Below are 17,375 nucleotides of genomic sequence, written 5' to 3' on the forward strand. Positions count from 1 at the left end.
CGGGATCGAACAATAACGATGGCGACCCGGTGATCCTTTATGATGAACAGGCAGGCCGGTGGATGGTGGCAGAGTTCTCAGGAATCTACAACAACCCGGATTACATGCTGATTGCCGTTTCCCAGACCGGTGACCCCACGGGGTTATGGGATCGCTGGTCGTTCGTGATGAATGGTTTTCCTGATTACATGAAACTGGGGGTATGGAGTGACGGCTATTATATGGGTACGAATACCACAGGAGGCAGCGATATTTATGCCTTCGAGCGCAGTGTAATGCTGAACGGAGGCGCCAATCCCAGGATGGTACAATTCGACAATCCCAACAGGCCGGCCAGCGGGTTCCATTGTGTACTTCCTGTTGACAACGACGGTTTTTATGCGCCATTCGGCACACCGGGGATGTTCATCACCATCAACGATGATGCCTGGGGATACAGCGATCAGCTATGGATATATGAGCTTGATGTGAACTGGGCCAATGTGAACCTTTCTACGTTCCAGCGGGTTCAGACCCTTAACGTAGCCTCATTCGACGCCAATTTCGGTTCATCCTGGGAGAATATTGTCCAGCCCGGTACATCCCAGAAACTGGATGCCATCCCACAGGTTTTAATGCACCGCGCTCAATACCGCAATTTCGGGGATTCACAGCGTATAGTCTGTAATCATACCGTTGATGTGAACGGAGCCGACCGTGCAGGAATACGCTGGTATGAACTGGAATACGTTGGAGGCGACTGGCAGGTCAGGCAATACGGAACCTATGCTCCGGTGGGGACGGAGAGCCGCTGGATGGGCAGTATTGCCATGAACGAAAACAAAGAGATTGCATTGGGTTATTCGGTTTCAAGCCCAACGGTGTATCCCGGTATCCGTTACACAGGGCAAACAGCAGCAGAAAATACACTTGCCTCGGGTATCATGGACATAGAAGAGACTTCCATCCATGCAGGCGGAGCATCACAGACCTCCAGCGAGCGTTGGGGCGATTATGCTAACATGGCTGTAGACCCTGCCGACAACACAACCTTTTGGTTTACCACGCAATACAACATCAGCAGCTCGCAGAAAGGTACTAAAATTGCCTCATTCAGCTTCCCGTTAGCTCCTATGACGGTCAGCGTATCGGCTGCTCCTGAGGAAATCTGCCAGAACGACAGCAGCCAGCTTAGCTGTTTACCATCCGGGGGATCAGGGAGTTATACTTATTCCTGGACATCACAGCCGGAAGGATTTACCTCCGATGAACAGAATCCCATCGTTGCCCCGGTGGAAACAACCTGGTACTTTGTGGATGTGAATGATGGGATCGAAACTGTTAGTGATTCCGTGATGATAGCAGTGAATCCCCTGCCGGAAATCACCCTGGGAGAATGGCCGGAAATGCTTTGCAATGTTGGGGTTCCTCCCGTTCAGCTCACTGCCCAGCCCGAAGGTGGCATTTACAGTGGCGACGGTGTAAGTCCCGGGGGTTTATTTGACCCGCAAACCGCACCCATTGGCTGGAATGTGATCACATACACCTTTACGGATAACAATTCCTGCACCAACGCTGAAAGCGACTCAATTTATGTCGACAACTGCGTCGGTATTAACGAGACTTCACCGGAATCGGGAAGGGTAAAGATCTATCCAAATCCCAACAATGGAACCTTTAAGGTCTCCAGCGAGAAGGAAATGAACATGATCATGGTCACCGATCAGAACGGCAGATTGGTTTATTCACGCAAAACCAACACGAATGAGGTTGTGATCGAAGATCTTAAAACCAGGGGCATATACCATATCATGGTTTATTTCCTCGATGGTAAATCCTCACCCGTATTGGTCAGCAAGGAAGTCCTGGTTCAGTAATATTATTTCCCGATCAGATTACCGATGCGGAAGCCTGCATACAAGGACCTTGGCGTTATAGGCCCGTAGATATAACCAGGGTCACGGTCTATTCCCCTGTCAAAATCATCCTGGTATGAATTCAGGATGTTTTTAGCCCCGGCGAATACTTGCAGAGAAGCCCCGTTGAGTTTGATGTCGTAACTGAATTTCAGTCCCATGTCAAAGAAATCCGGACTGGTTTTCAGCATACCTGTTTCAGGATCCGGCTGATCATAACCAAAATAAGGGACTTTCATTTTCCCGGTATAAATACCGGAAGCAGACAAAGCCAGCTTATTGTCGGGTTTCCATTCCAGAGTGAGGAAACCGTAATTTTCCGGTGTCCTGAAAAAATCTTTGGAATCAAAATCCTGAGGTTTTTCATACTGGCTTTTCTGCGTAGTAAAACCGGAGTAAATATTCAGCATTCTTCCCAGGAAGATATTCAGTTCGATATTTACACCATAAACCATAGCACCGTTGGAAACGTTTTTCCGGGTATAAATGACGACGCCTGCCGAATCGGGTATGCCATATTCATTTACAAAGGCATTATCAAGCCGGGTATAAAATCCTTCTAACAGCACATTAAACATTGCCTTTCCGGCAAGTTTGCCATAATCTAATGACAAGGTTGCGCTTTTGCTGGTTTCCTGTTTGAGATCAGGGTCGTTTTGATGAATCACCTGCCTTGAGCCGGAAGTCTCGATATGCAGATCCTCATCAAACACCTGGGGAGCCCGGTATCCGCTGGAAACGCTTGCCCTGGCCTGTAATGATGAGGAAATATCATAAAGCACGGATATCCTGGGACTGAACACATTACCACTTTTATCGCTGTTTTTCTGGTTCATGTTTTTTATCTGATAAGAATCAAAGCGTGCGCCGAGGGAGAACAACCATTTTTCAAGTTTCAATTCATACTGGGCGAAAAAGCCGATCGTATTTGTAATCTGATCGGCAATAATCCTGTTCCCAACATAAGGGATATATATCACAGAATCGTTCAGGTGGACGGCACTCTCGACATCCGGATAACCAAGCTTTGTATCCTTTAGTGTTTCTCCGTTGGTTTCCGCCCCGGCTGTGATCGATGAAAGGCCAAGGTAAGCATGATATTGCACACCTGCATTGTACGCGAAACTTTCGGTGAGACCATAATCTTTTAAAGATTGTTCCGCACCATAATATGAATCCCTGTTAACGTTCACGGCAGCCACATAGGCAGTGAACAAATCTGTCTTCCTGAAGAATTTTTCGTAAGTCAAAGCGCCGGAAAGGATATTATGACCGGTTGCTTCCGCAATATCAGCCATATGAGGTGGTGAATCAAACTTATCTCCACCCCTGCGCTTTTCCTGGATATTGAAAAAATCGAGGGCAAGTTTGCTGCGGTAGCCGAAACGGTGGAATATTCTGGATCCGAATGTTGTATTTCCAATCCTGGGTAATTCAGAGAAACCATCATCATTGGCATCGAAAGGCTGGCGGTTCCGGTAAAAGCCATACAATGCCATCCCTGTCTTCAGGTCATTGGAAATCACCGAAGCATTGGCATGAACGGTATAATCACTGGCAGGTTTTCCGGAGCCACTGATCCCATAGCCCTCCAAACCGGCAGTTGAGCCAAACTCATAGGAATTGTTAACCGGGTCTTTCAGGATAAGGTTAATCGTGCCTGCAATGGCATTGCTGCCATACATAGCCGATCCTCCTCCCCTGACCACTTCTATCCTCTCAATCATATTTGCAGGAAAAAGCTCCAGACCGTAAACACCCAAAAGACCGCTAAAAACCGGCCGGTTATTGATCAGTATCTGGGAATACGGGCCCTCCAGGCCATTCATCCTCACCTGGTTAAATCCGCAATTCTGGCAATTATTCTCCATTCTTAAACCGGGAATATAATTCAGGCTCTCACTGGCATTTAATGCCTCAACCGCAGTAAAAAGCTTTGGCGTAAGTGTATTGACAATGAGAGCCGATTCTTTACGGTTTTTATCGTTGCGGTCGCCGGTAATCACGACTTCAGATAAACCCATGATATCAGGTTCAAGATCAAATTTTACCTCCTTCGTCTCTCCCGGTTGAATGACAACCGTAACCTCCTGATCTTTCAGCCCAACAGCATGAGCTTTGATGACAACCTCTCCCGGTTTGAGATTAATAAGCTGGTAATGACCGGTTTCATCAGTGGAGGTCCCTATGGTGGTGCCTTTAACCACGATATGCACAAAGGGAATATGCTTCCCTTCCGATACAACATGTCCGATGATATTAGAATCAGACTTTTCATTTTGTGCTGATAGGTTGTATGTAATAAAAATACATAACAATATTGCATGCAAATTACTTTTCATTTAATTCAGTATAAATTAGTTAGGGTAAGTAAAAGATAAATTTTATGGCATAGATTATGGATAGTACCCGATAGATATATCGGGTAATCATTGCATAATCAAAACAGGGGAAGGTTACAAATTACATGGAGGAGCGCGGCTTTCAGTATGGGAGACAATAAATATACCATAAATTATACGCTCACAAGAAATATGTGAATGGGAAAATGGAATTAAAAACACAACCAGAAGAAAGCCAACAAAAACCAATAAAATTTTAAGCAACTGGATAAGCATATACTCTCCCTGATTATGCCTGTGTGATTTAAAAGGATCCGTATCGGATGATTTTTTAAACGGGTGGGCATGGGTAACAATCGACCCATCAGGCAAACGGTGAGAATGTATAAAAAGGGCGTTATTTACCGTAAGCAAGGAAATAACGGCGATAGATAAACATATAATCGATTTTTTTAAAACCCTTTTCAAATTGCATGTATAACAGGGCAAATTTAGATTTAATAAAAATAATGTATAGGCCCAATTCTTATTTAGAAAAAATTTAGAATCCAACATGTGAAAAAAAAACTCTCGGTTGGCATAGATGCTGTATTCAGACGAAATTTCCCAAAAAATCATTATCTTGCATACTGTAACCAAAAATCATTTTCAGGATGAAGTTTTTTCATATTAAGGCTGTTTTCCAGGAATTTTTTCCATATCTGAAAAGCAATATGCAACCCATGGATCGTCACAAACTTTGCATCATGCACCGTGAAACGGAGGAGGTTCAGGATATTTACATTGCCACGGAAAGTCAGGAATTGATTGATATCATCGGGAGCAGGTACACCATGCAAGCCTGCGATCAGCCACGCGAAGAATACGGCAAAGACCAGGGAAACTGGATGTTCCGGGGTAATCAAAGTTTAATGGGTTTATTCTAAACCAACAAAAGGAAAACATCTTTGCGCCATGGAAAAGAAACCCATACCCATCACCCTGCCCATAACGACTATTCACGGACGGTTTCAGGATATTGCCCGTGTATTTCCTTCTTACCCGGCCCTTCGTTACGGTGAGCGGGTATTGAGTTATTCCATGCTCGACCGGCTGTCAGGCTATCTTGCTGTAAATCTGATTGAACGGTCAGTTCCGGGACCAGGAAACGTTGCTGTGATGATGGAAAACTGCCCTGAACAGGTCATTGCCATCCTGGCCATACTGAAGGCCGGAAAAGCCTATCTGCCGCTTGATACTGGATTTCCGGCTGAAAGAAACCGGTTCATGCTCCAGGATGCAGGGTGCAGGTTTTTGATTACCAATTCGCAGAATTTTGATCTGGCAAGCGCTTTATCGGATGATATAGAGGTAATCCTGGCGGATGGTGATTTCGAAGGATATTCTGATAATCCTGAGCTTCCGGATATTAATCCGGATGACCATGCCATCATCCTCTACACCTCAGGATCAACGGGCGAACCCAAGGGCGTGATCCAGACACATGCCAACATGGTGCATTTCATCAAACGTTTGTCGGACCTGGCCACGATCTCACCTGCAGACCGTTTTGCTTATTATCTGTCGTTCGGATTTTCAGCTCATGCCCTTCCCCTGCTGGGCGCCCTGCTCAACGGTTGCGAACTGAAGATGTTCAATGTTAAACAGGATAATTTTCTTGGATTCAGCGAATGGTTCAAGCGGGAGAAGATTACTACAACTCTGATGCTTCCTTCTTTTCTTCGACATTTCCTGGCATCGCTTACAAGAAAACAAAGTTTTCCCGATCTGAGGGTGCTTTTCCTGGGAGGAGAAACCCTGTACCGCAGTGATGTGGATAAAGCAAGGCAGGTCTTTGACCATAGTACTCTCCTGGTCAACATACTGGCCAGCACCGAAGCTTATCTGTCAAGGGCCTTTGTCATGAAATACGATACGCCCATTGGGAGCAATGTGGTACCGGTAGGATACGCGGTAGAAGACCTGGATGTTTTGGTATTGGATGATTCAGGAAATCCCTGTAAAGCAAACTCCCCGGGAGAAATTTATTTAAAGAGCCGTTATCTGACACCGGGTTACTGGAAACGGCCGGAGCAGACGGTAAAAGATATCACAAAGGATGAAAACGAACCGGGAATACTGATCCTGCGGACTTACGACAAAGGATATTTCCTGGAAAACGACTGCCTTGTCCATACCGGAAGAATGGATTCCATGGTAAAACTGCGGGGATACCGCATCGACCTGGCTGAGGTTGAGAATACCCTGATGGTAAATGAAGAGGTGAAAGAAGCCTTGTGCAAGGTTGAAGAAAACAGGCAGGGTGTATCGCATATCCTGGCATACGTTGTTTACAGCGGAAAAGGAGAGCTTGACAAAGATTTTCTCCGGGCAAAAGCGGCACGTATCCTTCCCGATTATATGGTACCATCCTATATTATCGTAATGGACACTCTTCCAAAAAATGCATCAGGTAAATCCGACCGGGCAGCCTTGCCAAAACCCGATTGGGACATCCTGGAAGGCAAGGGAGAAAAGGTGAATCCGAGAAATGAAACAGAGAAGAAGTTGCAGGAAATATTCGAGAATGCCCTCAAAATACAGCCCATTGGCGTTACCGACAATTTCCTGAAACTTGGCACCGATTCCTTACGATTGTTTGTGGCATTTAACGATGTCGAAAGGAAGTTCTCCAGGAAACTCAATATCGACCTTATCCTGATGAATCCCAACATTGAAAGCCTTGCAAAATATTTGCAGGAAGAGTAATTTTACAAAATGATAAAGTTCCTGCTCAAACGGCGGAATGTCAGAAAGGCAACTGACTTTTTCAATTCCGACAAGGGATTGAAGGTGATCCCATACGGATGGGGTTCCCGTCTGATCTCCTGGTTTTGTGCCACAGACTTTGCCCACGATGAGTTTTTCAAAAAAAGGTTGCCGGCATTTAACGAATTCCTGGAACAGATAAAGGACAAGCAGGACAAACGCCGGGCGGCAACGGAATTTCTTACAGTAAATTTCCTGCATGGGTGGCGGACATCATCACTAACGCACCTGGGAAACAGGGCATACCGGAAGTATGTTAAATTCTCAGGACTGGACCATTTCCTGAAACAGTATTCATTGGGCAAAGGAGTTGTTGTAATCGGCAGCCATTTTGGTTTCCCGGGTTTTTCACTATCCTTATTTCCCAGGATAGGCTACAGGGATTTTTATTCCATTCTGGGAGAAAAAGGCCCGGAAACCATGAAGTTTTCGGGCATCCGTGCCGACAGCCGTCCCAACCTCCTGTTAGTCAAAAGGGGTTCCTCATCCGATATGTTCAGGATACTGATGAAGGCCCGGGAAGTGCTCGAATCGGGAGGGATTTTGCATATACTGGGCGACGGACAGCATGGCCGTTCCAGCTTTTCTCTGCCATTTCTGGGCAAGATGCGTGGATTCAGAGCCAGTTTTGCCGAGCTTGCACTCAGTTCAGGCGCTGCCCTGGTACCTGTTTTTATCCTTCCCTTGAAAAAGGGAAAGGTGCTGGTCGAATTCCATGAAGCATTGGATTGCGGGAACGATGCTATGGAACATGAGGAAAAACTGAAACTTATCGTACAACAATACGCCGCTCTCCTGGAAAGAAAATGGAGAAAAAAACCCCAATATGTCAATGGAGGTTTTGTGGATGTGCATATACGACAGGTGGAGGCTGGATAAAACCACCTCCACACAATTTGCCTGCTACTTTGAAAAAATCACTTTATGCATCTTCCTTTTCCCCCCTGAGGTTATTCCAATGAAATAAAATCCGTTTTCAGTATTTGACAGAACAATCTTCGTTTTTTGATTTCCGGCAGGTATGGATATTGCCTCCATGATTTCTTTACCGGTGCTGTCGTATACGTTCACACGGGATTCCTCTTCGAGTTCGGTTTCCAAATAAATCAAATCCTTTGCCGGATTGGGGAAAATACGGATACCATCGTTCGGATCGTGTTCGCCGGTGGAGTAAACAAAATCAACAATGATGACCTGTGTATCTTCCGCACTTAGGTGGGACGTTTTGACGTATACCATCCCACCTTCCGCAAGAGGATCGTAAAAGTAGCCCTTTTCCGATGCTATAAGGTCTTCCAGGGAGAAATACTCTGTCAATTCTTCAAAGCTGAGCATCACGCTGCCCGGATATAATGGATAGTGTACTTCGCACCACCAAGCGCGTTCTGCGGGTTTCCCTTCATAGTCACCTATAGCAGGTCCGATTTCCAGTGTTACCATGCCGGGGACTCCAAATGGCGGAGCGTCACAGAGGATTTGAGTTTCCGCATAAGCTCCGTTACGGTGCTCCCGGGTCAGTCCGTCATCTTCATACAAGGTGAAAGTTGATAATCCATCGGGATAAATATCGAGGGTAAGGGTATCAACCGGTTTCTGTCCATCGTAAAGCATTTCGGGGTACATTGGGATGATCGCACCGGACCTTACAAAAACAGGCAATTTATCAAAGGGAGCTTCATAATCATTCAGGAACAAAGGGCCGTCATGAACTGTTCCGTCCCAGTAATCTATCCAACGTCCCTGAGGCAAGTAAATACTATCGCGTTGGGTACTGCTGGTATAAACAGGAGCAACCAGCATCCATTCTCCGCTCATGAACTGGTATCGGGTTGTTTCATCCCTGGTGACAGGATCATCGGGGAATTCCAGTACCATGGCACGAACCGCAGGAACCCCGGTTTGATATGCCTCATGGCAGTATGAATACATGTATGGAGTGAGCCGCATTTTAAGTTTCAGGTACTTACGATTGATATCCGTAATAGTATTGCCGTACACCCAGGGTTGTTTGTTACTGGCAGCCCATCCCGACATAGCGTAGAAGACGGGGATGAAGGTTTTCCATTGCAGGTCACGCACATAAGTTGATGAGCTGCCTCCGAAGATCCCGTCGAGGTCGCTTGAAGCCAGATTATAGCCAGAAAGTCCCGAACCTATGATGGTAGGTATATGAAAACGGATAAACTCCCAGCTTCCCGACTGGTCGCCCGACCAAACCACCGAGTACCTTTGTGTGCCGGCCCAGCCACATACCGACCAGACAAAGCCCCTTCCATCGCAATGGGATTCTATGCCCTCATAGGCTTGTTTGCAGGCATTGAGGGCATACTGGTATCCTGATCCGACCCATGCCACATCGAGCTTATAAGCCCGGATACCGGCGGTTCCAACCTCCCAGGGCAATTGTCCGAGGCCGCTTTCCGTCCATAGCCCGGTACGGAATCCCCTTTCAGCAATCTCCTGTACCACAGAATCCAGCTTCACATAACCGCAGCCGTAGCCATCGTTGGGAAGGATCCAGCCACCGGGAAGGTCTTTCTCGCGGTAAACATCAGCAATCTCAGCGATCACATCCGGAGTGGTCTGCCCTTCGTCGTTATAGCAATCGGCGTCACCCAGCGATAAGCCCCACCTGGGAGGTAATACAGGCCTTCCGGTCAGCCCGGTGTAACCATTCAGGATCTCTTTAAGAGAAGGCCCGTAAAAATAGAAACAGTCGAACCGTTGCTCATCATGTGAAGTACCCGTTGTTTCCAGGAAGTCGTACTCCCCTTTAGCGAATGTATTCCTGAAAGCCCCGTAGCCGGCCGTGCTCATATAAAATGGAACCGGGTTGGGTACAGCTCCGTCGTCCCAGTGTGATATCTCCTTTGAAATCCTGACTTTACGGTCGCGGTGCGAAAAAGATCCGTTTTGCATACCGCAACCATAAAAATACTCATCCTGCCGGCGGTTAAGGTACTGGAAGGTGCGTGTTCCATAATCCAAAGGTGTCTCCTCTTCCCAGATCAGGGTAGTATTATCGGCTTTGAACAGCTCAAAACGCAAAGGGGATTTATACGCCCGAAGGGAAAGATCATCGGTATTCATGATGTAATAATCCATGGAATCGGCCCAGGTAACCTCAATCGGGGGGAATTCATAGCTCACCACGATCTGGTCGCCGGCAGGATTGGAAAAGTTCCCGTTGGGGCCTAACCAGATCCTGAACATATCATCCTTGTAAAAGATAACCCGGACTTTGTCGCTGCCACAGGTGATCAGGAAAGTAACTCCATCCTGTTCAAAACCGGATATGTTACCGAGAAGATGAGAGTTACAAACCAGGTCTTCCGTAAGGGTATCATTGGCGGGATTTTCATCCTGGCTGTATGAAGTATAGAATTCGAAATGATAAGTGCCTGAAGCATTCATATCAACAGGATCAAAGCTCACATCGATGGTTTCGTTGGAAGCAAGTGTATTCTGGCTGGCCTGCACTGTAAGGGTAACCGGCAAAGACCCGTTAAGTTCGTAGGATACATCGAAATCCTCCGTAATATCCATCAGTCCATAGTTTTTAATCCTGACGGTGAGTACTTCCGAGGAAGAATAGTTATCAGGATTACGCTCCGGTTCTACCAGTTTGATGATTCCAACATCGTGGTCTGTTTCGGTATACCAGGTAGCGCCATAAATAGTGCCGTCAAGTGTTCCTTTCGAATCGTGGCAGATATTACCCGATCCTTCCTCGAACTGGTAATAATGCTGAAGGTTGTCATAATCAGGATGCCCGGGATCAACGGACTGGTTCATATATTGCTGGATGACAGTCTGACTGAGGCTGGTGTTCCAGATACGGAGTTCATCGATCTTTGCTTTCATGGATGCTTCCGTATTGGGTTTGCTGATCCATTTCATGGGGAAATTGATGGAAGCGCTCACACTGCCCTTATTTACCCCATCCACAAACAGTGTTGTGGAAGTTCCATCATTCACCATAGCAAGATGGATCCATTGTCCAATAGGGAGGACATAGTTAAAATAGTAGTCAGCCACACCCGATCGTGTGAACCCTACTTTGGTACCCCACCACTGTTCATTCCTGATGCCGCTGTTACCATCGGTGCTGGTAAGTAGATGCTGATAATTATCACTTTCATTTTTATTGATTTTCACTTCCATGGTCCATGGGGGAGCAAAATCCTGGCCATTGAGGACAACATGGTCTTCTTCTCCGTTAAAATCAAGTGCCCATTGCGGAAATGACAGCAATGAAAGGGATGCAAGAAGGGAGGTCAGCAGAGGTTTGATGAATGTTTTCATAGCGGGAATTTTATATTCAACTGTTTAAGTAAAGGTACGCAAAACCCTAAAAAAAACTCTTCCCTTCCCAGCAATGAGTACAAACTCTTTCTTTAGGGAGGCCGATGGCCTCCAGGAGGTCTTCGAGTTTCTGGTATTGGAGGGTGGTAACACCAATTCTTTTGCGGATATTTTCTATCATGGCATAATAACGTTCCGTACCCGGAGTAGCGAATTCCTCGAGGTGTTTATCTTCCGCCCCTTCGATATCTTTAATAGCTTTTCTGCCGGCCAGATCGAGGGTTGACCTTGAGCGGCTGAAGTTCAGGAAATCGCAGGGGTAGATCAGGGTTGGGCAGGCGGGGCGGACGTGAATTTCCGCGGCACCATATTCAAAGAGGATAGCAACGTTTTCTTTAAATTGAGTACCACGAACGATGGAATCGTCGCAAAAAACGATCTTTTTCCCTTCAATAAGGGCTTTCACCGGAATCAGCTTCATTTTGGCTACCAGGTCGCGGGTTGCCTGGTTCTGGGGCATAAAACTGCGGGGCCAGGTGGGAGTGTATTTTATATAAGCCCTTTTGTAGGGAATTTGTTTCTGGTTGGAATAACCTATGGCATGAGCGATCCCTGAATCGGGGATACCGGAGACGAAATCTGCTTTCACATTGTCATTCCTGGCTAATGCTGCGCCACAGCGATAACGGCATTCCTCCACGTTTATACCTTCATAGGAGGAACTCGGATAACCGTAATATACCCACAGGAAGGCACATATCTGCATGTTGGGGTAAGGCTTTTTCCTTTGTTCGTAGCCGTCAGCCGTTATAAAGACTATTTCTCCCGGACCCAGGTCTCTCTCTACCGTAAAGTCCAGGTTTGAAAATGCCGTTGTCTCGGAGGAAAAGGCATAAGCTCCTTCTTTCTTTCCCAGGATGACCGGCGTTCGGCCCAGCTTGTCGCGCGCACCATAAATGCCTTTGCGGGTAAGCACAAGCATGGAACAGGATCCTTTCACCATGTCGTATACATGTTCTATTCCCTTTTCAAAACTTTCCTCTTCTGCGATGAGGGTGGCAACGAGTTCAGAGGGGTTGGTACCTTCCGGGCTGATCTCCGAAAAATGATGATGCCTGCGAAGCGCTCTGCGGGTAAGCTCCTCCAGGTTAAAGATCTTACCCACTGTAACTACAGCAAAATCACCCAAATGGGATTGCACGATGATGGGTTGTGACTCAAAATCACTGATCACCCCTATCCCACTCTTTCCGTTAAACTCATTTAACTCGGATTCAAACTTTGTCCGGAAATAAGAATTCTCCAGGCTGTGAATGCTCCGCTTGAAGCCTTTTCCATTATATACGGCCATCCCTCCCCTCCGGGTACCCAGATGGGAATGATAATCTGTGCCATAGTACAGATCGGAGACACAGTCCTTACACGAAATGGTAGCAAAAAAACCGCCCATTATTTTTGTTTTAAAACTAAGGTTTTTATCCGCAAATAAATGATTTGTTAATAAAAAACCTGAAAATGAAAGAAACAATGAGTATCAGGAAGGAATAATATCGGGGTAGTTGCTTCATGGCTGCAGGATGCAGGATGCAGGGAGTGTGGGTGTGGGTGATGAGTGACGAGTTGTAACTTGAAACCTGCAGCCTGTAACTTTTTATCAATGTTTCCCGATGCTTATAAAAAATATTATGTTTGCATCTGAATATCCAAATAAAATCAGACATTTTAACACCCAATTCAATATGAGAAAACACCATGCTTTGTATTTCCTGGTACTGGCCACATTGGTATTATTGGCCTCATGCGATTCACTGAACAGGCAAAAGGAAATTATAACCATCGTCGCCGGAAAGATCACCGACCCCACCGGTATTAAGGCCGGGGTAATTTTTAGCGATAAATGGGGAAATGAAGTGATCAATCAATTTGAACCCTTAGGAGATGATGGGAGCTTCATCATAAAGTTCAATCTTGACAAACCATCAATAGGGCGCTTCAGCGACAATAACGAAACAACGAAGATTTACCTGGAGCCCGGGGATTCGCTGTATCTGACCCTTGACACGAAACAGTTTGACGAAACGCTCAGATATTCCGGGACCCGTGCCAATGAAAACAATTTCCTGGCAGCCCGTTATCTGCTTTTTGACGATAATACCGTGATGGACAGCATCATAAACATAAAAACCGAGTCTCTCGATCCGGATGCCTATGTTAAATTTGCAGATAGTCTTTATGAGGTAAAAATGAATAACCTTGACACTTACAGCAAAGAATTTCCCGTTTCACCAGACTTCGCCGCACATCACAAATCCATGTGTATCCTGGATCAGGCGCTGAGATACCCCGATTACATCTATGCTCATTTGCCCAATAACGAAAGGGATTACAATAATATCGGTTTAACGCAGAATTTTTTAAACCGGTACCATGGCTTCATAAACATGGATGAAAACGTCCTGAAGCCAGAAACCGACGGATATACTTATTTCCTGATGTTTTATTTGAATGGTCTGAGGGGATTTAACAAAGCGCTTTACGATTCGGTAGACAACAAAGATTCACTCACTTTTGCTTTGATAGCTGATAATTACAAAGGTTTTAGCAGGGAGTATATCACTGCTTATCAGTTCAAAGGCCGCCTGGAAAGGTATGATACCACATTTTACCGTAAAAACCGGGCAATCCTGGAACAAATCCTGGACAACACAGAGGTAATTGCTCAGATTGACTCTCAATATATGGCAACAACAGAGGCTTTAAACCGGCCCATGCCTGAAAAGGCTTTCCTCACGAACCTGAACCGCAAACCCTATTCAGGTTTTACTTTTGATGATTTGCTTAAGAATTACAAGGGGAAAGTAGTGTATCTGGATTTCTGGGCAAGCTGGTGTGGTCCCTGTCGGGGGGAAATGCCTTTCTCGCTTGAACTCCAGGAAGCAATGAAGGATAAAGACGTAGCCTTTGTTTATATTTCATCCGACCAGGATTCGTTAGCCTGGGAGAAATACATTAAAATCCTGGAGATCACCGGTGACCATTACCTGGTCAATCCCGGCATCAGGGAAGATGTTTACCGGAACAGGTTCAGTATCCGGTATATTCCCAGGTACATGCTTTTCGACAAGGAAGGCATGGTAGTCGATACCAATGCAGCAAGGCCCAGTGAAGTAAAAACCATTGCAGCTAAGATAGAAGAGCTGTTATAATTATTTCCCGGGTGACATCAGATTTTACTGTTTGGAGAAACGGAATGTTTGTTTATTACCTTTTTGAGTAACAAACAAATAGTATAGCCCAGGATCAAAACGCTTAACATCAACTACAGGTGATCTCAGGCTAGTCACAGATTCATAAAGAAGCCTTCCGGCGACGTCAAAAATCCTGATCAGGGTGCCATCGTCTTCGTATGTCAGGTTTAAATATAAATTTTCACTTACGGGATTGGGCCATATTTTCCAGTCTTTCGACTGGTTTTCGGGAACAGAAAGGAGTGAAGCGCAAAATTCATTCCATTTGGCCTGAATTTCCTGAGGGGTCCAGGCAATGTTGGTAATTTCAATATTGGACACAAAACCCGGCGAAGCTTCATTAGCCAAAACAGAGGGATGGTCACGGAAGAAAATCAGGAAATTGTCAGGCGGATGGGGTATGTATTCCATCGTTACGGCATCATCATAGGTATCAAATTCACTGCCGTTGATAAAAATTTTTACAAGATTATCCGTTTGCCTTACCAGGATCAACTGATAAAAATCTGCTGTATTAAAAAAATCAATGGTTCCTACCGTTCCGTTTGGCCAGAATTCCAGGGTACCGTTTAATGGTGGATTGGTCAGTTTGATATAGATCCCATGGTCGTCAATGTGGGTAAAGCTTAAAACCCTGACCCATGATGGCGGGCTAATAAACTCGTCGAACTGGAAAATCATTGACAGAGAGTATTGGTTGTCTATAAAACCGTTAGGGCTGTTAAACTGAAGGCCTGCGTCATCCTCAAAAAAATATCCCTTGGCATCCCCACCCTGCTCACATGTTGTGACCGGCACTGTCCTGGTGACAAAATCACCGGTAAGTCCTGAATTATTAGGTATCTGTATAAGATCGGGAGCCCCGCCACCGCTACCGGAAAAGCTATTGCTCAAAGTGTATTTATATATAACCTGTGATTGTACATTTACTGAAAATAAAATCAGATAAACCAGGAAAAAACAAAATGAATTAAGTACTCTTTTCATGATTTTGGGTTTTGGTGTTTAAATAAAATTAAACAAAACAGGAATTAATCCTTCACTGGGCATAAAAATACAACAATACATCGGGAATGTCAATATATAATTTCCCGCGAAATATTGATGCCAGGAAAGTTCATTTCAGAAAGCTTATTTCTTTCTTTTCTTGTGATAAACTCTATTTCTTGAGAAATGGCCTGCTTTGCCGGGATTGTATGGAGGCGTTTCTCCCAGGTGTGCAGGAAGTCTGAGTTTCATCACCTCATTTCCAAGGAGTCTTTCAATATCGGAAAACTTCCTTTGCTCTTTTTCTCCAATGAAAGTGATGGCCACGCCTTCCGCTTCGGCTCTGGCAGTGCGGCCAATACGGTGGATATAGTCTTCTGCATCCCCGGGAACATCATAGTTGATCACCAGATCGATATCTTCGATATCAATTCCACGGGAAAGTACATCAGTAGCAACAAGTATGCTGATTTTCCGGCTGCGGAATTCTCTCAGGACTTTCTCCCTTTCTGACTGTTCAAGGTCGGAATGAATTTCCTCGCTGGCCATCCCTGCATTCTTAAGTTCACGGTTCAGTTGTTTCACACTGCTTTTGGTGGAGCAAAAGATCAGGATACTTCTGAGTTCTTTCCCTTGCAGGAGGTATCTGGCAAGATCGACCTTTTGCCGGTCGTACATAACATAAGCAACCTGTAAAACTTTATCAACCGGCTTTGAGATAGCGATACTGATTTCCAGGGGGTCATGCAGCACTTTTTTTGCCAGTTCCCTGATCTTCGGGGGCATAGTAGCGGAAAACAGCAGGTTTTGTCTTTTTTCAGGAATATGGGAGATGATACGCATGATATCCTCAAAGAAGCCCATATCAAGCATGCGATCGGCTTCATCCAGGATAAGATATTTCAAATTGTTGAGCTTCACGTAATCCATATTGAGGTGAGCCAGGAGACGACCGGGTGTTCCGATTACGATCGCGGCGCCCTGGGTGAGGGCGATCTTTTCGTTTATAAACGATTTACCATCCGTACCTCCATAAACAGCGATGGAGCTAACAGGTGTATAATAGGACAGTCCCTCCAGTTGCTGGTCGATCTGCATGGCCAGCTCCCGGGTGGGAACGATGATCAGCGCCTGGATGCGGTCTTCATGGCCTGAGCGTATGATGCCGTCGATTACAGGCAGCAGGAAGGCCGCAGTTTTTCCCGTGCCCGTCTGAGCTGAGGCAATGATATCCTTTCCTTCCAGTATGACTGGGATAGCCTTTTCCTGCACCGGCGTAGCATTCTCGAAACCAAAGGCATCTATGCCTTCCTGTAGGCCGGGATCAAGATTAAATTCTGAAAATTTCAAGCGTTATAAGATAAGATGTAAGCTGCTGCAAATGTAATAAATATTATATGAGTATCGGGAAACATTAACACAAAGTTACAGGCTACAGGTTGCAAGCGACAACTCATCACCCACACCCACACTGCCTGTACCCTGTAACCTGCAACCTGCAGCCTGTAAACATAGATCAGTTAACTTGATATTAATCATTCCCGATACTCATTAAATATTATGATCAATGCTTTCTGTTAAATCTCCGTCGTTTCAAAACTGCCCATACCGCAGTGGACGGCAGGATCAGGAACAAAGTAGGCAATGTTGAATAAAACGGCTCCGGCGTACCCCGCAGACTGTGCAGGCCATAAACGAGCAGTATAGACACGGTGGAAGGAATCAGGATAGCTAAAAATACTGCCAGGAAACTCTGATTTATACCCACGGCAAGGTTTTCGCAACCCTTC

The 17,375-nt window shown here is 45.6% G+C and carries 11 protein-coding genes; 5 read left to right on the forward strand and 6 right to left on the reverse strand.

Annotation, left to right across the window (positions count from 1 at the left end; all coding sequences use genetic code 11):
- On the forward strand, nt 1–1,856 hold a 1,856-nt coding region (locus tag KKA81_03205), incomplete at its 5' end, for a T9SS type A sorting domain-containing protein (GenBank protein ID MBU2649917.1).
- A gap of 2 nt (nt 1,857–1,858) precedes the next feature.
- Here the strand turns inward: KKA81_03205 and KKA81_03210 are convergent.
- Entirely contained in the window at nt 1,859–4,237 is a 2,379-nt protein-coding gene (locus KKA81_03210) for a TonB-dependent receptor (protein MBU2649918.1), read from the reverse strand.
- A 653-nt stretch (nt 4,238–4,890) separates the two neighbouring features.
- Here KKA81_03210 and KKA81_03215 point away from each other — a divergent pair.
- Genes KKA81_03215 through KKA81_03225 form a run of 3 tightly spaced genes read left to right on the forward strand, consistent with a single transcriptional unit; the run spans nt 4,891 to nt 7,924 of the window.
- Complete coding sequence (locus tag KKA81_03215; protein ID MBU2649919.1) at nt 4,891–5,163, forward strand: hypothetical protein; 273 nt, start codon at nt 4,891–4,893, stop codon at nt 5,161–5,163.
- Between the two features lie 28 nt (nt 5,164–5,191).
- On the forward strand, nt 5,192–6,985 hold the full coding sequence (locus KKA81_03220) for a non-ribosomal peptide synthetase (GenBank protein MBU2649920.1): 1,794 nt from the start codon (nt 5,192–5,194) through the stop codon (nt 6,983–6,985).
- A gap of 9 nt (nt 6,986–6,994) precedes the next feature.
- Entirely contained in the window at nt 6,995–7,924 is a 930-nt protein-coding gene (locus KKA81_03225; protein ID MBU2649921.1) for a lysophospholipid acyltransferase family protein, read from the forward strand.
- Between the two features lie 24 nt (nt 7,925–7,948).
- On the opposite strand, the gene KKA81_03230 is transcribed toward KKA81_03225, so the two are convergent.
- On the reverse strand, nt 7,949–11,350 hold the full coding sequence (locus tag KKA81_03230) for a DUF5110 domain-containing protein (GenBank protein ID MBU2649922.1): 3,402 nt from the start codon (nt 11,348–11,350) through the stop codon (nt 7,949–7,951).
- 46 nt (nt 11,351–11,396) lie between these two features.
- Nucleotides 11,397–12,800 carry an amidophosphoribosyltransferase gene (locus tag KKA81_03235; protein MBU2649923.1) on the reverse strand — a complete coding sequence of 468 codons (1,404 nt, stop codon included), beginning with the start codon at nt 12,798–12,800 and terminating at the stop codon, nt 11,397–11,399.
- 289 nt (nt 12,801–13,089) lie between these two features.
- Between KKA81_03235 and KKA81_03240 the strand changes: the two genes are divergently transcribed.
- Nucleotides 13,090–14,556, forward strand: coding sequence for a TlpA family protein disulfide reductase (locus KKA81_03240; GenBank protein MBU2649924.1), 1,467 nt, complete (start codon nt 13,090–13,092; stop codon nt 14,554–14,556).
- Between the two features lie 24 nt (nt 14,557–14,580).
- Here KKA81_03240 and KKA81_03245 read toward each other — a convergent pair whose 3' ends face one another.
- The 3 genes from KKA81_03245 to KKA81_03255 form a co-directional block, all read right to left on the reverse strand.
- The gene (locus KKA81_03245) at nt 14,581–15,585 is read right to left on the reverse strand and encodes a T9SS type A sorting domain-containing protein (GenBank protein MBU2649925.1); all 1,005 of its coding nucleotides are present in this window, start codon (nt 15,583–15,585) and stop codon (nt 14,581–14,583) included.
- A 144-nt stretch (nt 15,586–15,729) separates the two neighbouring features.
- Nucleotides 15,730–16,935 carry a DEAD/DEAH box helicase gene (locus tag KKA81_03250; protein MBU2649926.1) on the reverse strand — a complete coding sequence of 402 codons (1,206 nt, stop codon included), beginning with the start codon at nt 16,933–16,935 and terminating at the stop codon, nt 15,730–15,732.
- A 214-nt stretch (nt 16,936–17,149) separates the two neighbouring features.
- On the reverse strand, nt 17,150–17,375 hold a 226-nt coding region (locus tag KKA81_03255), incomplete at its 5' end, for a hypothetical protein (GenBank protein MBU2649927.1).

This window comes from Bacteroidota bacterium (assembly GCA_018831055.1).
In the GTDB taxonomy this organism is placed as follows: domain Bacteria; phylum Bacteroidota; class Bacteroidia; order Bacteroidales; family B18-G4; genus M55B132.